Origin of the sequence: Psychrobacillus glaciei (assembly GCF_008973485.1) — a bacterium.
Lineage (GTDB): Bacteria > Bacillota > Bacilli > Bacillales_A > Planococcaceae > Psychrobacillus > Psychrobacillus glaciei.
In genome coordinates this window covers 3,176,779-3,192,809 of the sequence record NZ_CP031223.1, presented here as the reverse complement: position 1 = coordinate 3,192,809, position 16,031 = coordinate 3,176,779, and the positions used below count along the sequence as shown (strand labels likewise).

Below are 16,031 nucleotides of genomic sequence, written 5' to 3'. Positions count from 1 at the left end.
ATAGGTTGGGGGCATAGAATTGAAAGAAGTAACAATCAGACCTGTAGTAGAAGAAGAAATCCTGCGACTATGGGAACTTAGTGCAAAAGAAACATCACCAGAATGGAAAAAATGGGATGCCCCTTATATTCCTTATGAGCCGAAAACATTAGAACAATTCTTAGAGAAAAAAGATCAATATATAAATCAGGAAGATTTCTGGGGTATTTGTGTGGATGAATTGCTAGTGGGATCATTATGTTACTACTGGGAGCATGAAGCTTCCCTTTGGCTTGAAATGGGAATAATCATTTATGAACCAGCATTTTGGAATGGTGGAATAGGAACTGCAGCCATCCGTATGTGGATCACGCATTTATTCAATGACCTACCACTTGTACGAATTGGCTATACAACTTGGTCTGGAAACGATCGAATGATTAAAGTTGGTGAGAAGTTAGGCATGACAATGGAAGCGCGACTTCGCAAATGTTTTTTCTATAATGGGTTATATTATGACTCTATTCGAATGGGAATATTGAGAGAAGAATGGGAAGAACGTGTATGAAGGCTTTATTGGAATTGAAGAATTTGACAAAAAATTATTGGGATACGAATGAAAAAAATAGCCGCCCTTTTTTATTTGCTCATATTACTGCAACCATACAGTCGCCGGAACGCATTGCTTTACTCGGTAAATCTGGACAAGGGAAAAGTACTTTACTTCGAGTACTAGCGCTGCTTGAATCAATCGATAGTGGGGAAGTTAGGTTAAAGGGACTTTCTACTAAAGACATAGATACTCGTGCTTGGCGTATGAATATAGCTTATGTTGCACAACAATCAGTCATGCTTCCAGGGACAATTATGGATAATTTAACAACTGTGAGTAACTTACATAATCGTGCATTTGATGAAAGTTCTGCACGATGCCTAATGAAGGATGTAGGGCTTGAACATTTAGAATGGGGAAAACAAGCAATAGATTTGTCTGGTGGGGAAAAGCAAAGGGTAGCATTAGTTCGCTCCCTATTATTAAAACCTTCTATTCTACTTCTTGATGAAGTTACAGCATCACTGGATCAGCAAAGTAAAGAGTATGTGGAGCAACTATTATTAAAGCTCCATATGGAAGAAGCAACGTCTTTTATTTGGGTTACACATGATACGGAGCAAGCAAAGAAGATAAGTGAGCGAATTTGGTATATGGAAGACGGAAAATTGACGATAGACACAAAGACGAAACAGTTTTTTGAAAATCGAAACTCGGTTTGTTCGGTGACATTATGAGTTTATTAGCATTAAGTTTCACCTTATTATTCGTGGTCATAACGATGCTTGTTTCTGTTTGGCAAAAGCTTGATTTGGAGATGGACATTGCAATTGGAACAATTCGAGCGGCTATTCAGCTCTTAGCGGTCGGGTATGTCCTTCAATTTGTATTTCAATCGAAGCACTTACTTTTCATTGTATTGATTATTTGTATCATGATTGTAGTTGCTGCTTTAAATGCTGCAAAAAGGGCAAAAGGCATGACAGGAGTCGTTTGGAGGATTATTCTCTCAATTGCAACGATGGAAATACTAATGATGGGACTTTTACTTAGTTTGCAAATTATCGAAGCAACACCTCAATACATCATTCCACTGAGCGGGATGACAATAGGCAATGCAATGGTTGCTTGTGGTTTATTTTTAACGCAATTAAAACGGGAAACGGAAAGCTCGAAAGGGGAAATCGAAACATTGCTTTCACTTGGTGCGACGAGTCGACAAGCTGTGCAAGACGTACTAAAACGTTCCGTCAAATTCAGTATGATTCCAACAATTGATGCCATGAAAACGGTAGGACTTGTCCAGCTTCCTGGTATGATGACAGGGATGATTATTGCTGGAGCAGACCCCGTGGAAGCGGTTCGCTACCAACTTTTAATCATTTTCGTATTTACTAGTTCATCCGCAATTACTAGTATGATGCTAAGTGTGCTTTGCTATAAGAACTTATTTACAAAGGATCTGCAATTAAAGAATTGGAGGCAATAAAATGAAGCCTATATTAATCGAAGAAACGCCAGCTAAAGTGACAGTTACCTATGATTCAACAGCTTTACAATTACCATTAAATATTCGGGAGCAACATCAAAAATATTGGGATACACAAATAAAGCAAAATCCTCACTTGCGGAATGGAGAAGTATTTACGATAACTCAAATCAATAAAACTGTGAATGAACTCCAAGTAACTGTTGTTAAAACAGACTATAAACACTATTTATATACGATTCGCCATGAAGATTGTTCGTATCCTTGCAAGGTCATCTTCACATGTGTAGCCGTTATCACGAACGATAATCATATAGCCTTCGGGCGGATGAATCTAAATACAGCGACACCTGGACGATTACAATTTACTGGTGGGGGATTAGATGAGTCCGATTTAAATGGATCAGTATTCAACTTGGTGAATAGTATTGGAAAAGAATTAGAAGAAGAAATGGGCATGCATATTGAATCAGCCTATACTAAATCATTCATTCCTAAATTTGTAAAAAGTAAAGGGACATATGATTCTTGGGCAGTGATGTTCGAACTGAAAGTTGACTATACTGCCGAAGAATTGTATATATTATTCGAAAGACACAATCAGAGTCTAATAGAAAAAGGAGAACAACCTGAATTCGAGGAATTTCTTTTAGTCTCGCTGGATAGAGAGAGCGTAGAAACATTTATTCAGAATGACCTATCGCTAAAAGAAGACTACTTGGAGCCGATTTTGAGGAAGTATGTAGAGGTATAAGTGAGGCATCGCAGGATTTACAATCAAAATATCGAGAATTTTCATAAAAATGCAGGGAAGATTGCATTCCTCCCTGCATTTTTTACGGAAAATACTTTTAGTTGGAAATATTTCTGTTTTAGTTGGAATAATTGCTCGGTTAGTTGTAAAAGGGTATTTTATCCAGATAAAATACCCTTTTATTGATGATCGCTTTGTTAAATAAATTAGTCGTCTCTTATAAACTATTATTAGTACCTGGTTAATCCAAAAGGATAGGATATCAATCAATTTTCAAAAGCCACCGCACTGCTTCCAACAAATTTTCTGCAATATAATCGGGATCTACATCTTTCCAAGAATGTCGATATTGTTCTAGAGAATTTTTTCCCCAACCAGTCAACACTAATATTTTCAAAGCTCCAACTGCATGAGCTGCCAACATATCAGTTGACCCAACATCTCCAATAACAACACATTGTTTTAGGTCTAAATTGTATTTCCATGCAGCCTCTAATAACATTCCTGGTTTTGGTTTATGGCAATGACAATCAGCATTCTCACTGTGAGGACAAATAAATGCATCATTCAACCCATAAGATTTAAACTCCTCTTGAAACTCATTAAGTAAGTCCTCTCCTCGACTTATTCGATGTTGATTCGTGAGCGCAAATGTTTTGATTCCATGACTCTGAAGTAATTGGAAGGCATCATTACTAAAATCATAAGGCTTGAAGTCCTTTGGATGAATAAAATGACCAGTACCACCAATAGTCCCGTCTCTATCAATAAATACAGCTTGAATTTCCATTATTTTATCCACTGCTCCATCATGGTTACTTCCATATTTGTTGCATCCAGCTTCACATTTCTTCCGATAGGCATAGTTAGCATTGGATGTGTATGGCAACAATCAAAGTCCGCAAGAATCGGAATAGTAGTATTCCCAATTGTTTCAACTAAAATGTCATACGGCTTTCTACCAGTTCCTTGGTCATCAAACAGTTCATGTTTTCCAAGTATAATTCCAGAAACACGATTGAACACACCGTTTAATTTTAAGAGATTCAAATTCTTTTCCACAACCGCAGCTGTTTTCATCGTATCTTCTATTAAAAGAATATCGCCCTCTTGAATAGTAGGCATATATGGACTCCCCCATATACCGTGCATCGTATTTAAATTTCCACCAATTAATCTTCCTTGTGAAGTACCTTCGTTTACACAAATCCAATCATTGGTTCTCAGCTGCTTGTCCTCTGTTTTAACTTCCCAATTTAATGGCTCATCAGTCCAGTATGGAGGGATTGGAAAAGTAAATGGAATCTGCTGTTCTTCTATTAACATTTCACTAAAATAGTCGTATGTATAATGAAGAAAAGGCTCGAATTCGCCAAAAGAAGGGACAAGTGCCGGACCATAAAACGTTGGTATTCCTGTTTGTGCATAGATTCCTAACAAAATAGCAGTAGCATCCGAATAACCAATCATGATTTTTGGATCCTTCTTAAAAGCATCATAATCAATATAAGGCAGAAGTGCATTGGAATTTGTACCACCAATTGTAGACATAATACAACGAATATCTGGATTTCTAATAAGTTCGTTTAATTCGTTCGCGCGTTCTTCAATAGTCCCGGAGCGGTAAAAATCATGCTTGCCGGTTAGATTTCCCTCTACAACTTCAAAGCCTTTCAATTCTAAAAAAGACTTGGCTCTTTCAAATCGTTTCGGGGAAGAATAAGTGATAGGAGATGAAGGCGAATAGATCCCAATCTTATCCCCTGATTTTAGACGGTTTAATAGTGTCATTGTTTAGATTCTCCTTAAAGGTATTTCTTTATATTAATTAATGTACTTGTTTGACGACTATCTTCTTCTAGAATTAGATATTCCCTTTCAATGTAACCATAGCGAATCACTTCTAAAATGAGAGATGTATGCATTGTAAAAAGAGTAAAGTATTTACAATTATATAACAAATAAGATAATATTAAAATAGAATTTTCAAAAAGAGTATTAGCTACTATTTAAGGAGACCGATGTTACAAGAGATGCTCATTCTCTTTATGCACAATATGACTTCAAACTACTGAAGAGGAATGAAAACAGTATGGCAAGACCCTAGATTAGAATGCGATACATGAAGGATATAAGACAGACGATAAATAAAAAGGTCTGTAAACAATTATTCTAGTGATAGAAAAAAATTATGTAGGGAAATGATTAGAATGGTAATGCCAATACCAATAGATATTGTAGCAGTGGGTGGAATTGTGGAAAATGAAAAGAAGGAACAGGGATGGGTGATACTATGATTAAATCAGTGAAGTGGTAATTTGTCTTCTCCTTAATAACTGCTAGTTTATTTGTATATGCTTCGTTTGATTATATTGAAATTTCTAATGAGAAGAGATCTTTTTTTCCACCGCTAGTTTTTGATTTTATTATGATTTTTGGTGTTTATAATGCTGGATTATTAACACAAAAGTTTATTCAATCCAAAAAGGACATTATTGATTAAGGAAAGATAAATCATATAGTTCTCTTTAGTTCGGTTAATTGGCACATGAGCATTAACGCAGAATGAAAAATAAGATGAAACTACTTGGAGCGGATTTTGAGGAAGTATATAGAAGAATAATTTATGTATTACATATTGGGGTACACTCAACTTATCGAAAATGCAGTGAGGATTAGTAGCCTCACTGCATTGTTTACTAGATAATTATAAGTAAACTTTTTATATTAATGAATAAACAAGCAGAGTATTTGTGTTAGGACGAATTATTATTAGTACCTTAGTTGGCGAAGTAATAGAATACTTTTCTAGTAAACAATTATAGAAAATTGAATACTTCTACTTGTCATTATGGAGTAAATTCTTAATAAAGATATCTACAAACCTCTTTGAAAAACCATATATGAAAAGCAAGAAGCCAATAAAAAAGAATAACCAAACAAAAAAGTTATCAAAAAAACCTGGGAAATATACTAATCCACTTGTAGACATACCTTGTGATGCATACCCAGATTCAACAATTGAATCTGCCACTCTTTTCGCAATTCTTTCTGCTGTGTAGAAGAAACCACTAAGAATCATAAACGTTGCACCTAAAACTTTGTTTAAATTTTTCTTCAATTAGGATATCTCCTTTCATTGATCATATAAAACTTTAATTTTTTCAAAAGGGTAATTCCATACTATGCTCTTTACTGAAGTTTTATTGATTAGGAAAAAATAGGCTGCTATTGAAAGGAGAAAACATGCTAGAAAAAGATATTCAGTTTATTAAAGATAACCTACATAATCTTTGTACGAATAAAACATTTGTTGGAATAGGTTCTACAAGAAAGGTATTTCGCTATAAAAATTATGTTATCAAACAACATTTACATCCGATAGGGTTTAAACAATCCCAAAATGAATACAACATTTTTACTAAATTAAATACGCAAGGTCTAACTAAATATGTAGCAGATATCGTTTACGTAGACGAGCAGATCTCTATACAAAAATATTATTCTAACCTGCCATTAATTGAAGCACAATCATATGATCTTGAAATAAGCGAAGATTTACGATTTACAGAAGAATTAAAATCTGCAATACATTTAATCAACAAGGAATACGATGGCTTTGACTTAAAGGATAGCGGTAATTATGGTATAGATGAAAATGGACATTTTGTATTAATAGATTTTGGAATGACAAAAATGTTATATGAAAAGGAATGGGTACCTCTAGCTGAAGATGGTATTTTACCACAAATATATTTTGAAAAATGTATGAATTGTGGAGAAGAAAAGGAACTTCGAATTTACGGTGATACGGATCTAGATAGAAGGTGCTTTGCTTGTGGGAAGCAATAGTTTCATACTTAAACTTCTGAGAATATAGAAAAAAATGAAACTGCAAGTCAGCGTCTATCCAAAAGCTACTTTTATTGATATTGCGTATATCGCAGATGAATTAATCTAGGTTATTTTTTTTCTGAGCAAGCTCATATTTTACACGCATCTTCCACGTGCTGAAGTTTGTTAGGATATAAAATACCATGATATAAATTGCTGCAAAGAATATTGTTTCTAATGAAAAACTGAATAAAGATACCCAGTTAAAATGTTTAAATAGGTTATATTGAAAAAAATCCAACTTATATATCGTCATTTCCACAATTACTTTTGTAATTATTCCTGCAAAAAAATACTTCCAAAAATTCATAAAAACACCCCTTTATTATTTAGAATTCTTTATATGCATCATCTCATATTTTAGAATTTTGTAAAAGAGCTTGTCCACTTTGGATGAGCTTTTTTCATTTGACAATTCCTTCGATTATGTTATAACTATTAATAATAAGCCTAAAACAAAGTATTCAAGTAGGAATAATATGTTTCTAAAAGGGGTTAGATGATGGGTAGAGAATTTGTAGAAATTTTTGATGAATGGGCACACTCTTATGATGCTTCTGTTTCTGGCGAAGATCCGGAATATCGCGATGTATTCGAAGGCTATGAAACTATTTTAAGTGAAGTAGCAAAGCGAGTTTCGGGCACGGTTATTGAATTTGGAACAGGCACAGGAAATTTAACTGCTCAGCTAATCGAAGCAGGTAATTCGGTCATTGGTATTGAACCTAATACAAAGATGCGTCAAGTAACTGCAGACCGGTTTCCTTCAATAAACATAATGGATGGGGATTTACTTCAATTTAATGTAGCAAATGAAAATATAGATGCATTTGTTAGCTCATATGTTTTTCATCATTTAACGGATGAGGAAAAAGGAGAAGCGTTAAAGATATATGCGCAACTACTTCCGGCAAGTGGAAAAGTAGTTTTTGCGGATACTGCTTTTATTACAGATGGTGCAAAGAAAAATCAAGTAATTAAGGAAAGAAATCGTGGTTTCCATAACGTGGCAGACGATTTAGAAAGAGAATACTATACGACAATCCCAATATTAACAAAGTTATTTGATGACGCAGGATTTCAAGTAAGCTTCCTAAAAATGAATGATTTTGTTTGGTTAATGGATGCAACGAAAAAATAAGGAGCGATGAAAATGAAGAAAATGAATGTAGAAAGTTTTAACTTAGATCATACGAAAGTTGCGGCACCATTCGTACGTTTAGCAGGAACAAAAGAAGGCGTTCATGGTGATGAAATTTATAAATATGATATCCGTTTTAAGCAGCCAAACATAGAACATATGGAAATGCCAGGATTACATTCATTGGAGCATTTAATGGCTGAAAATATTCGTAATTATACAGGGCAGGTAGTAGATATTAGCCCAATGGGTTGCCAGACTGGTTTTTATTTGTCAGTCATGAATCATACAAACTATGATGAAATTTTAGAAATAATAGAAAAGACATTACAAGATGTGTTGGGGGCGACAGAAGTTCCAGCTTGTAATGAAGTGCAATGTGGATGGGCAGCAAGCCATAGTTTAGAAGGGGCAAAGGAAATTGCCGCGGAAATGCTTGAGAAAAAAGATGAATGGCGACAAATTTATAAAGAGGAAGCGTAAACGCAAATGAATATCATTAGTAGTGTACAAGAATTAATCGGAAACACACCAGTTGTAGAAATCACGCATATTCCGATTCCTAATAATTGCCGGATATTTGCTAAGCTTGAGTTTATGAATCCAGGAGGTAGTGTGAAGGATCGTCTCGGTTTGTCTTTAATTGAGGACGCCGAGAAATCTGGAAAGCTCGTACCTGGTGGAACGATCATTGAACCAACTGCTGGGAATACGGGAATTGGTATTGCGCTAGCCGCAATCGGAAAAGGATATAAAGTAATGTTTGTTGTTCCTGAGAAGTTTAGTGTAGAGAAACAAACGTTGATGCGTGCGTTAGGAGCAAAAATTGTTAATACAGAAACTGCACTTGGAATGAAGGGCGCAATTGAGAAAGCACGTGAATTAGTGAATGAGATTCCAAATGCTTTTTCACCTTCTCAATTTTCAAATCCGGCAAATCCTGCAACGTATACAAAAACATTGGGGCCAGAATTATGGCGCGATTTAGATGGACAGATTGATGTGTTTGTTGCTGGCGCAGGTTCAGGTGGAACTTTTATGGGGACAGCTACTTTCTTAAAAGAGCAAAAAGTGGATGTTAAAACCGTAATAGTAGAGCCGGTCGGATCCATTTTAAATGGAGGAGCTGTAGCCTCGCATGTTACGGAAGGAATTGGAATGGAGTTTTTACCGGAATTCATGGACCATTCTTATTTTGATGCGATTCATACAGTAAGTGATGAAGAGGCATTTGCACAATTAAGAGCATTGTCGAAAGAAGAAGGCTTGCTAGTTGGAAGTTCTTCAGGAGCAGCTTTTTTCGCTGCACTTAAGGAAGCGGAAACAGCGAAAGAAGGAAGTCATATTGTCACGATTTTTCCAGACTCAAGTGAACGTTATTTAAGTCAAAACGTATATGAATTATTCAAGGAGGAGAAATAATAAATGCGAGCAAAAACGAAGCTTATTCATGCAGGAATTGTGGGGGACGAGGCAACAGGTGCTGTATCGACACCCATTTATCAAGTAAGTACTTATAAACAAGAAGCAGTCGGAAAATTTAAGGGGTATGAATATTCACGTACTGGCAATCCTACTCGTAATGCGCTAGAAGTATTAATTAGTGAGTTAGAAGGTGGAGTGGCTGGATTTGCTTTTGCATCCGGTATGGCTGCAACAAGTTCTGTTATGATGCTTTTTAGCAAAGGAGATCACGTTATTTTAACGGATGATGTATACGGTGGGACATACCGCGTCATGACAAAAGTATTAAACCGTTTCGGAATTGAAGCGACATTTGTAGATACGAGCGATTTATCCAATGTGGAGGCTGCTATTTTAGAAAATACGAAAGCTATTTTTTTAGAAACACCAACGAATCCTTTATTAAAAATTACAGATATACAAGAAATTGCGAAGCTTGCCAAAGAAAATGGGTTACTCACAATTGTGGATAATACGTTCATAACCCCTTATTTTCAACAGCCAATTGCACTTGGTGCGGATATTGTTGTGCATAGCGCAACGAAATATTTAGGTGGCCATAGTGATGTGGTGGCAGGGCTAGTTGTTGTGAATTCAGAGCAACTTGCGACGGATGTACATTTCGTGCAAAACTCAGTTGGTGCAGTGCTCGGGCCTCAAGATTCTTGGTTACTAATGCGCGGCATTAAAACCCTTGGTCTCCGTATGGAAGAGCATAACTTGAATGCCCAACGTATTGCGGAATTTTTAGATAACCATGAAGCAGTTGGGAAAGTGTATTATCCGGGACTTGCTAATCATCCAGGACACGAACTGATGAAAAAACAAACGACTGGTTTCGGCGGAATGATTTCATTTGATGTTGGAAGTGAAGCAAAAGCAGATGAACTTCTATCGAAGCTTCGTTATTTTACGCTAGCAGAAAGCTTAGGAGCAGTAGAAAGCCTAATCTCGGTTCCCGCTAGAATGACACATGCATCGATTCCACGAGAGCGTCGTTTGGAGCTAGGTATTACAGACGGGCTTGTACGAATTTCGGTTGGAATTGAAGACGTAGAAGATTTATTGGAAGATTTAGCACAGGGATTAGCTTAATAGCAAAATGAAAGGACCTATTATAATGAATAGGTCCTTTTATTTGTAAATATTAGTAACTTTACTATGTTATATACCGTCTACTAATTCAAAAGGAGGTAAGTCAATTGAACAAACGATTTTATGCGTTACTAATATTAGTTGTAACTATTCTTGTAGGATGTTCAAGTCAACATACCGTTTTGAATAAACCCCCAAATGTATTAATTGAGATTGGAAAAGAAACCTATGAAACGAAGTTGGGCACTTATTGCTGGAATAACGAAAATAATGGTGTTTGTGTAGATACTGTTGGACCAATTGAACTGTTGAAAGGTACAGAACCTATTCATGTTAAGTCAGGTGACCAAATTAAGTTTGTCATGAATTATGAACCCAAACCAAACGAATTCAGTGTTACTCAGATGAATAACAGCGAGCAAATTGAAATTTCCATAAAAGATAATCAAATAACCGCTCCTACCGAAAAAGGGACTTATTATTATTCGTATAGTGTATGGTGGATGGATGATCACTTAGAGAACGTTTCAAATGGAGATGCCTTCTATGCATTTGTAATTCAAGTGAAATAAAACGAGTGTCGATTCTCTGTTTGTATTGAATGACATTATTTTTATTTTTGAAAAGGGTGTAATTCAATTACACTGATTACAGATCAAATGGATAGTATCTTCAATGAGTATACTGGAGATACAAAAAGTAAAGGAGGATTGGATGAAAAAAGTTAGTTTATTGCTTATTTGCAGTCTATTTTTAATATCCTGTAATATGAATACCACCAAAAAAACCATTACTACTACACAAAATATTCACGAAACACGTTCAATTATTGAGTGGGTTGATTTTGTAGATATTAATGGAAATCAATATGAATCAATATATTCTGCAATCATTGCCGACCCCAATGTATTGGAGAAAAAGTAGGAGAAGTACAATTTAATGTTTCCAGGAATGTTTTTGATCCTCATTATCGAACGAAAGATGGAGATGCTGCATTTTGGGAGGAAGGAACTGAAATATTTCGTGTGAAAGATATAAAAGACTTTGTTGCAATCCCAGATGAAAATGAAATTAATGGGTATTGAATATACTATTCCAATTCAGGTGAGGGCAATTTTCTGCACCATTTCAAGGATATCGATTTGGAGGCAATTAATAAAGTTGAATTTTATGAAGGCTATAACAAACCTCAACTGAATAATATTATATTAAATGACCAGGAAATAAAAGGGATTTTAGCTATACTTAATGAAGGGAAAATAGAGTCATCTTTTTCTCCAAATACTGCTCAAGGAGATACTACTATATACCAATTAGTTCTTTATAGCAGAGAACTAATTGCATATATCTATCCCTTATTTTACGACGGCAATGTTTGGTATTGGCATCCTTGGGATACTTCTATTATTTCTAATGAGATAAAAAATTATATAAAAAAGACTGAATAGTAGGTTATTTTATGTAATTCATAGATAAATTTGCTTTTTCATCATTAAGGAAGGGATATAACTTTAATGAAAAAAAATAGTATTTCTACTTTTAGCAACTATTGTTCTCATTCCATTTTGTTATACTGAGTTGAAAAAGAATAGCTTAGAAAAGCAGGCTGAGGAGTATTTAACAGAAGGCAAAGGATATGGTCTTCAAGAAATTAAATCAATTGAAAGCGTGTTTTCCAAATTACCTGTTTGGAGTGTACGCGTTGTATTTGAAGATGAAAGTAAAATAAATTACTATTATCAAATTAAGTCAGGGAATACCCGGGGGCTACTGTTAGCGAGTCATTTTTAAAAGACTTTATTGAGGGTAGTATTAATTTTATTCATAGGGAAAATAGCAGATGAAAATTTTTAAAAGATTAAGGTATACACATATTTCAATAAATATGAAAAAGTGTGTGTAGTAACCAAGTAATCTTTAATGACTTGTTTCTATTCTATTTCCAATAAAAAAGAATAATAGAAAGCTTTGACTTATTCAGCAGCACAGACTCCCACTTCCATGAATGGGGAGATGAATTCGAATGAAGCATCCAAACTTAGAATGGAGTTCAAGTGACTGCTGAATAAGGTTAAAGCCTCGTACGGATGCCAAAGATTTTGTTAAGGGTTTCATAGAGCAACCTTGATGCACTGTTTTCTGTAACGAGCTTTGCATAGGAGCAAAATCTGGTCGCGATGCACCAAGGCCAAATTGAATTTTTATAGTAGTTAGACAATGTTTGTAGAATCGTGAAATTGATTTGAATACGATAGTATATGTTTTACCAAAAGAATGCTGTAGCTAGTACGATTCCTGTAATTGCACCAAGAGCGATGCCATATCCGAATCCGCCTCCACCATATCCACCATATCCACCATATCCACCATATCCGCCATAGAATCCCAAACCATAGCCGCCAAGATTTTGCGAAGGTCGAATCCAAACTGTTTGTCTATTAGTTCTAGTAATTTGGCCTACATGAACTCTACCATCTCGACAAGTAATTCTTACCCTTTGCCCATGATAATTACAACATTGATTGTATAAATTAGATTGACTCATTTCCATCCTCCTTTCAAGACTATTTACATACAAGTATGTTTTATTAACATATGCCGCTAATAATGTTGTGTAATAGACAATCGTCTAGTCTAAAGGTTATGGATAAAAGTAATTTCAAGTTTCAAAAGGCAATGAAGAATGGAAAAGAAAGAAGAATAAAATAAGAAGGATGAGATACATGTCAGTAATTGATACAAAGAATTTACTTCATAAATTTGTTGAAGTATGTGAAGAAAAGTCTGGGAAAAGTTTATCTTACATGCAGTGTGAGACAATATGTGAGCCACTCATGGAATTTTTCCCTAAAATAAATCCAGAAGTTTTGCAATACGAACTTCTAACTCAAGGATTATTTGAACCAGATGAATGGATTCATGTAAAGAACAACGTAAAAGAAATGGAAGAACAGAATGTATGGAGAACTGTGGAGAAAGAGTATAAATATTTAAGGAAATTATGGAAAGGTCCAAAGGTTTCCATCTATATTTTTCCTATAAAAAAAGCTAATTTGAAATCTGGCGAACAAATACCTAGAAAAAATGGAATAGCATATAGAAATGTCCTGTTTTTATTTTTATCTACTAAGATTACTATAGAGGAGATAAGGGCATTATTAGCCCATGAATATAATCATGTTTGTCGATTAAAATTTTTAGATTTGGTGCCAGATAAGATTTCACTGAAGGATTCCCTTATTATTGAAGGACTTGGAGAGTACGCTGTGAAGGAATTACACGGTGAAGAAATGTTAGCTCCCTGGACAAAAAAATATTCGTATGATGAGGCCCTTTATTTTTGGAACAAACATTTTGTACCTTCGCTAAATGTTTTGGGAACTAAAAATCATCATCTATTTTTATTTGGTAAAGAAAGAAGTCGATTTCCTCGGTGGATAGGTTATCATTTAGGTTTTCAGATTGTTAATAGCTTTCAAGAAAAGCAAGGTCCTTTTCATAATGGTGAGTTATATATAAAATCTGCGGATGAAATAATAGCGGGTTCCAACTATCCTATCATTTGAGGTAACATTTAAAAACTCGATAGCCTATTAAGTGACTGTTTTGAAGGGTAAATTGGTTATGTTTCTCCCATAATTCAAACAACTCCATATTTATGTTTTTCGATTGGTTAATATCATTAATTTCACTTGGAATAAGTCCAGATGGAGTATTTATAATTTCGATTTGAGTAAATCCTACTTGTTGTAATTTCGATATCCATTCTTCTTCATTTAAAATGTCATTTATGCCGTAAAGGTTACAAACTTTCCCTCGTAATTCTTCGGACAGATTTTGTTCAGCAGTCATTTCAATCATTATCATACTTCCTCCACTTTTTAGCACTCTGGAAAGTTCGTTTAACGTCTTTGATATATCAGTAAAAACGATGACTGACTCCGAGATAATAAAGTCAAATGTACTATCTGGAAAATTTAAATTTTGTGCATCTCCTTCTATTACCTTTACTGAGAAGCCATTCTCTTTGAATCTTTCAATAGCTTTTTCTACCATTATTGGGTGATTATCAACAGCAGTAACATGGCAATCAAATTGTTCGGCTAAGAAAGCTGCTGTCTGTCCCGTTCCGCAACCAATATCAAGTACAGATTCAGTGCGTTGAATGTTTACATTTTCCAATAAAGATTGAGTTAAAGAGTAACCACCAGGGTGAGCACCGCCAATTCCGAAATAAGCTAATAAATCTAAATAATTTTTAGACACTTAAATAACCTCCTATATTTATTACAACTATAATATGCAAAAAATATTGCTGTAGATGTATAGGGGTACTTAAATGAATCAATTGCATAATTTATAGTTGGAATATAAAACACGAACAATATAAAATTTCAATGTTAGAATACGTATAATATATTCTTCATGAATCAGCATGATTTCCGCTATCGTCGGACGCTTTCCGCGGGGGCGCCGCATTCGCGTCGTTTGCGATGTCCCATCTGTCTGGAGTCGCCGACTGTCGCTCCAATCAAAAAAAATGATTATTCGTGTTTTAATAATTACCTGCTATTTATGAAATTAACTCAAATACTAAATTATATTGAAAATGAAATGAGTGCCAATTAGGTGCTCATTTTTTGTTGGAAAAGATTAAAGGAGATAATACCAGTTTTGGAGAATACAATTAGATAGAGGAGTGAATTTATGAGTAAGCATTTTTTATCTGTCTCCATTATTTTATTGAGCATAGCTATTATTTTCTTAGCATTTCAACTTGGTAAAAGTAATAACTTAACTTTAGAACTTAAAGACCTAATACATACAGTAGAGGTACGGGAAAATGAATTACTTACAGCAATAGAAGTTGCAGCATATTTGAGTATGGATGTAGAACAATTTAATAAGTTGATAAAGAATCAAAACTTTGAAAGAGCATCCTATACAAGCTTTGATACGTATAAGTTTATTCCTTGTATTCAATTGAATGGAGAAAGGTATTTTACTAAAAAACAAGTGGTTAAATTATAATATAACCACTTGGGGAAATATTCATTGTTAAGGAAATAATATAGTGTAGGGGATACAGATATGAGAGAAGTTTTTATAAGTGAAAGAGTAATTTTACGTGAAATGGAAGAAAAAGATTGGATAGATGTTCATGAATATGCTTCAAAAGAGATGGTTTGTCAGTATCAACCATGGGGTCCGAATACCGAAATGGAATCAAAGGATTTTGTAAAGCAAGTTCTGAGAGATGCTAAAAGGGAAGAAAGAACACGTTTTGTTTTTGCGATAATTGAAAAGGAAAATGAAAGAATGATTGGCGCAGGAGAGTTTAATATTCGAGACAATCGAAATAAATCAGGAGAGATTAGATATATTATCAATCCAGATTTTTGGGGCAAGGGGATTGCAACTGAAGTGGCAAAACACTTGATAGCATTTGGTTTTAAACAATTTCAACTGCATGGTATTTATGCAACCTGTGCCCCCCGAAATATAGCTTCATCCAAGGTGTTAGAAAAGGTGGGAATGACTTTAAAAGGTAGAATGCGTGAAGATTTATTAATAAAAGGTGGTTGGAGAGATTCTTTTTTATACAGCATTTTAGAGCAGGAGTGGAAAGATAATTATTCTAAGATTCTATAGTGAAATGACC

General features: G+C 34.7%; 22 protein-coding genes. 16 read left to right on the top strand and 6 right to left on the bottom strand.

The genetic code is table 11. The features are described from left to right. Positions 1-19 precede the first annotated feature (19 nt). From PB01_RS15060 to PB01_RS15045, 4 genes are read left to right on the top strand one after another with little or no spacing between them, the layout of a single operon-like run. Positions 20-547, top strand: coding sequence for a GNAT family N-acetyltransferase (locus tag PB01_RS15060; protein ID WP_225986055.1), 528 nt, complete (start codon positions 20-22; stop codon positions 545-547). Continuing rightward, complete coding sequence (locus PB01_RS15055; protein ID WP_151700954.1) at positions 544-1,269, top strand: ABC transporter ATP-binding protein; 726 nt, start codon at positions 544-546, stop codon at positions 1,267-1,269. The genes PB01_RS15060 and PB01_RS15055 overlap by 4 nt, the downstream gene beginning before the upstream one ends. Continuing rightward, positions 1,266-2,021 (top strand): ABC transporter permease, encoded by a 756-nt coding sequence (locus tag PB01_RS15050; protein ID WP_151700953.1) that lies wholly within the window; start codon positions 1,266-1,268, stop codon positions 2,019-2,021. Before PB01_RS15055 ends, PB01_RS15050 begins: the two co-directional genes overlap by 4 nt. 1 nt (position 2,022) lies before the next feature. Further along, positions 2,023-2,775: a hypothetical protein gene (locus PB01_RS15045; protein ID WP_151700952.1), complete on the top strand. Its 753-nt coding sequence runs from the start codon at positions 2,023-2,025 to the stop codon at positions 2,773-2,775. Between the two features lie 262 nt (positions 2,776-3,037). Here the strand turns inward: PB01_RS15045 and PB01_RS15040 are convergent, their stop codons facing one another. The 3 genes from PB01_RS15040 to PB01_RS15030 all read right to left on the bottom strand — a co-directional run bounded on the left by PB01_RS15040 (position 3,038) and on the right by PB01_RS15030 (position 5,896). Beyond that, positions 3,038-3,565, bottom strand: coding sequence for an HAD-IIIA family hydrolase (locus PB01_RS15040; protein WP_151700951.1), 528 nt, complete (start codon positions 3,563-3,565; stop codon positions 3,038-3,040). Further along, positions 3,565-4,566: a S66 family peptidase gene (locus PB01_RS15035; protein ID WP_151700950.1), complete on the bottom strand. Its 1,002-nt coding sequence runs from the start codon at positions 4,564-4,566 to the stop codon at positions 3,565-3,567. Before PB01_RS15035 ends, PB01_RS15040 begins: the two co-directional genes overlap by 1 nt. Positions 4,567-5,614: 1,048 nt before the next feature. After that, positions 5,615-5,896 carry a hypothetical protein gene (locus tag PB01_RS15030; RefSeq protein WP_151700949.1) on the bottom strand — a complete coding sequence of 94 codons (282 nt, stop codon included), beginning with the start codon at positions 5,894-5,896 and terminating at the stop codon, positions 5,615-5,617. 110 nt (positions 5,897-6,006) lie between these two features. On the opposite strand from PB01_RS15030, the gene PB01_RS15025 reads away from it, so the two are divergent. Then, the gene (locus PB01_RS15025; RefSeq protein WP_225986054.1) at positions 6,007-6,627 is read left to right on the top strand and encodes a protein kinase family protein; all 621 of its coding nucleotides are present in this window, start codon (positions 6,007-6,009) and stop codon (positions 6,625-6,627) included. A 100-nt stretch (positions 6,628-6,727) separates the two neighbouring features. Here PB01_RS15025 and PB01_RS15020 read toward each other — a convergent pair whose 3' ends face one another. Next, positions 6,728-6,979 (bottom strand): hypothetical protein, encoded by a 252-nt coding sequence (locus PB01_RS15020; RefSeq protein ID WP_151700948.1) that lies wholly within the window; start codon positions 6,977-6,979, stop codon positions 6,728-6,730. Positions 6,980-7,171: 192 nt separating this feature from the next. Here PB01_RS15020 and PB01_RS15015 point away from each other — a divergent pair, with 192 nt between their 5' ends. The 8 genes from PB01_RS15015 to PB01_RS14980 all read left to right on the top strand — a co-directional run bounded on the left by PB01_RS15015 (position 7,172) and on the right by PB01_RS14980 (position 12,160). After that, positions 7,172-7,810 carry a class I SAM-dependent DNA methyltransferase gene (locus PB01_RS15015; RefSeq protein WP_151700947.1) on the top strand — a complete coding sequence of 213 codons (639 nt, stop codon included), beginning with the start codon at positions 7,172-7,174 and terminating at the stop codon, positions 7,808-7,810. 12 nt (positions 7,811-7,822) lie between these two features. Further along, complete coding sequence (locus PB01_RS15010; protein ID WP_151700946.1) at positions 7,823-8,293, top strand: S-ribosylhomocysteine lyase; 471 nt, start codon at positions 7,823-7,825, stop codon at positions 8,291-8,293. Between the two features lie 6 nt (positions 8,294-8,299). Next, positions 8,300-9,232: a PLP-dependent cysteine synthase family protein gene (locus tag PB01_RS15005; RefSeq protein ID WP_151700945.1), complete on the top strand. Its 933-nt coding sequence runs from the start codon at positions 8,300-8,302 to the stop codon at positions 9,230-9,232. A 3-nt stretch (positions 9,233-9,235) separates the two neighbouring features. Next, positions 9,236-10,369: a bifunctional cystathionine gamma-lyase/homocysteine desulfhydrase gene (locus tag PB01_RS15000; protein WP_151700944.1), complete on the top strand. Its 1,134-nt coding sequence runs from the start codon at positions 9,236-9,238 to the stop codon at positions 10,367-10,369. Between the two features lie 107 nt (positions 10,370-10,476). Beyond that, positions 10,477-10,941 (top strand): hypothetical protein, encoded by a 465-nt coding sequence (locus tag PB01_RS14995; RefSeq protein ID WP_225986053.1) that lies wholly within the window; start codon positions 10,477-10,479, stop codon positions 10,939-10,941. Between the two features lie 142 nt (positions 10,942-11,083). Next, positions 11,084-11,293 (top strand): hypothetical protein, encoded by a 210-nt coding sequence (locus tag PB01_RS14990; RefSeq protein WP_151700943.1) that lies wholly within the window; start codon positions 11,084-11,086, stop codon positions 11,291-11,293. Between the two features lie 218 nt (positions 11,294-11,511). After that, positions 11,512-11,817, top strand: a complete 306-nt coding sequence (locus PB01_RS14985) for a hypothetical protein (protein ID WP_151700942.1) — start codon at positions 11,512-11,514, stop codon at positions 11,815-11,817. Positions 11,818-11,947: 130 nt separating this feature from the next. Then, complete coding sequence (locus tag PB01_RS14980; RefSeq protein WP_225986052.1) at positions 11,948-12,160, top strand: hypothetical protein; 213 nt, start codon at positions 11,948-11,950, stop codon at positions 12,158-12,160. A gap of 472 nt (positions 12,161-12,632) precedes the next feature. Here PB01_RS14980 and PB01_RS14975 read toward each other — a convergent pair whose 3' ends face one another. Next, positions 12,633-12,914: a hypothetical protein gene (locus tag PB01_RS14975; RefSeq protein ID WP_151700940.1), complete on the bottom strand. Its 282-nt coding sequence runs from the start codon at positions 12,912-12,914 to the stop codon at positions 12,633-12,635. A 178-nt stretch (positions 12,915-13,092) separates the two neighbouring features. Here PB01_RS14975 and PB01_RS14970 point away from each other — a divergent pair, with 178 nt between their 5' ends. After that, on the top strand, positions 13,093-13,935 hold the full coding sequence (locus tag PB01_RS14970) for a DUF2268 domain-containing putative Zn-dependent protease (protein WP_151700939.1): 843 nt from the start codon (positions 13,093-13,095) through the stop codon (positions 13,933-13,935). Here PB01_RS14970 and PB01_RS14965 read toward each other — a convergent pair. Next, positions 13,928-14,635, bottom strand: a complete 708-nt coding sequence (locus PB01_RS14965; protein ID WP_151700938.1) for a class I SAM-dependent methyltransferase — start codon at positions 14,633-14,635, stop codon at positions 13,928-13,930. The genes PB01_RS14970 and PB01_RS14965 overlap by 8 nt on opposite strands. A 441-nt stretch (positions 14,636-15,076) precedes the next feature. Between PB01_RS14965 and PB01_RS14960 the strand changes: the two genes are divergently transcribed. Further along, positions 15,077-15,400 carry a hypothetical protein gene (locus tag PB01_RS14960; RefSeq protein ID WP_151700937.1) on the top strand — a complete coding sequence of 108 codons (324 nt, stop codon included), beginning with the start codon at positions 15,077-15,079 and terminating at the stop codon, positions 15,398-15,400. A 60-nt stretch (positions 15,401-15,460) separates the two neighbouring features. Next, the gene (locus tag PB01_RS14955; RefSeq protein ID WP_151700936.1) at positions 15,461-16,021 is read left to right on the top strand and encodes a GNAT family N-acetyltransferase; all 561 of its coding nucleotides are present in this window, start codon (positions 15,461-15,463) and stop codon (positions 16,019-16,021) included. The last annotated feature ends 10 nt before the right edge of the window (positions 16,022-16,031 follow it).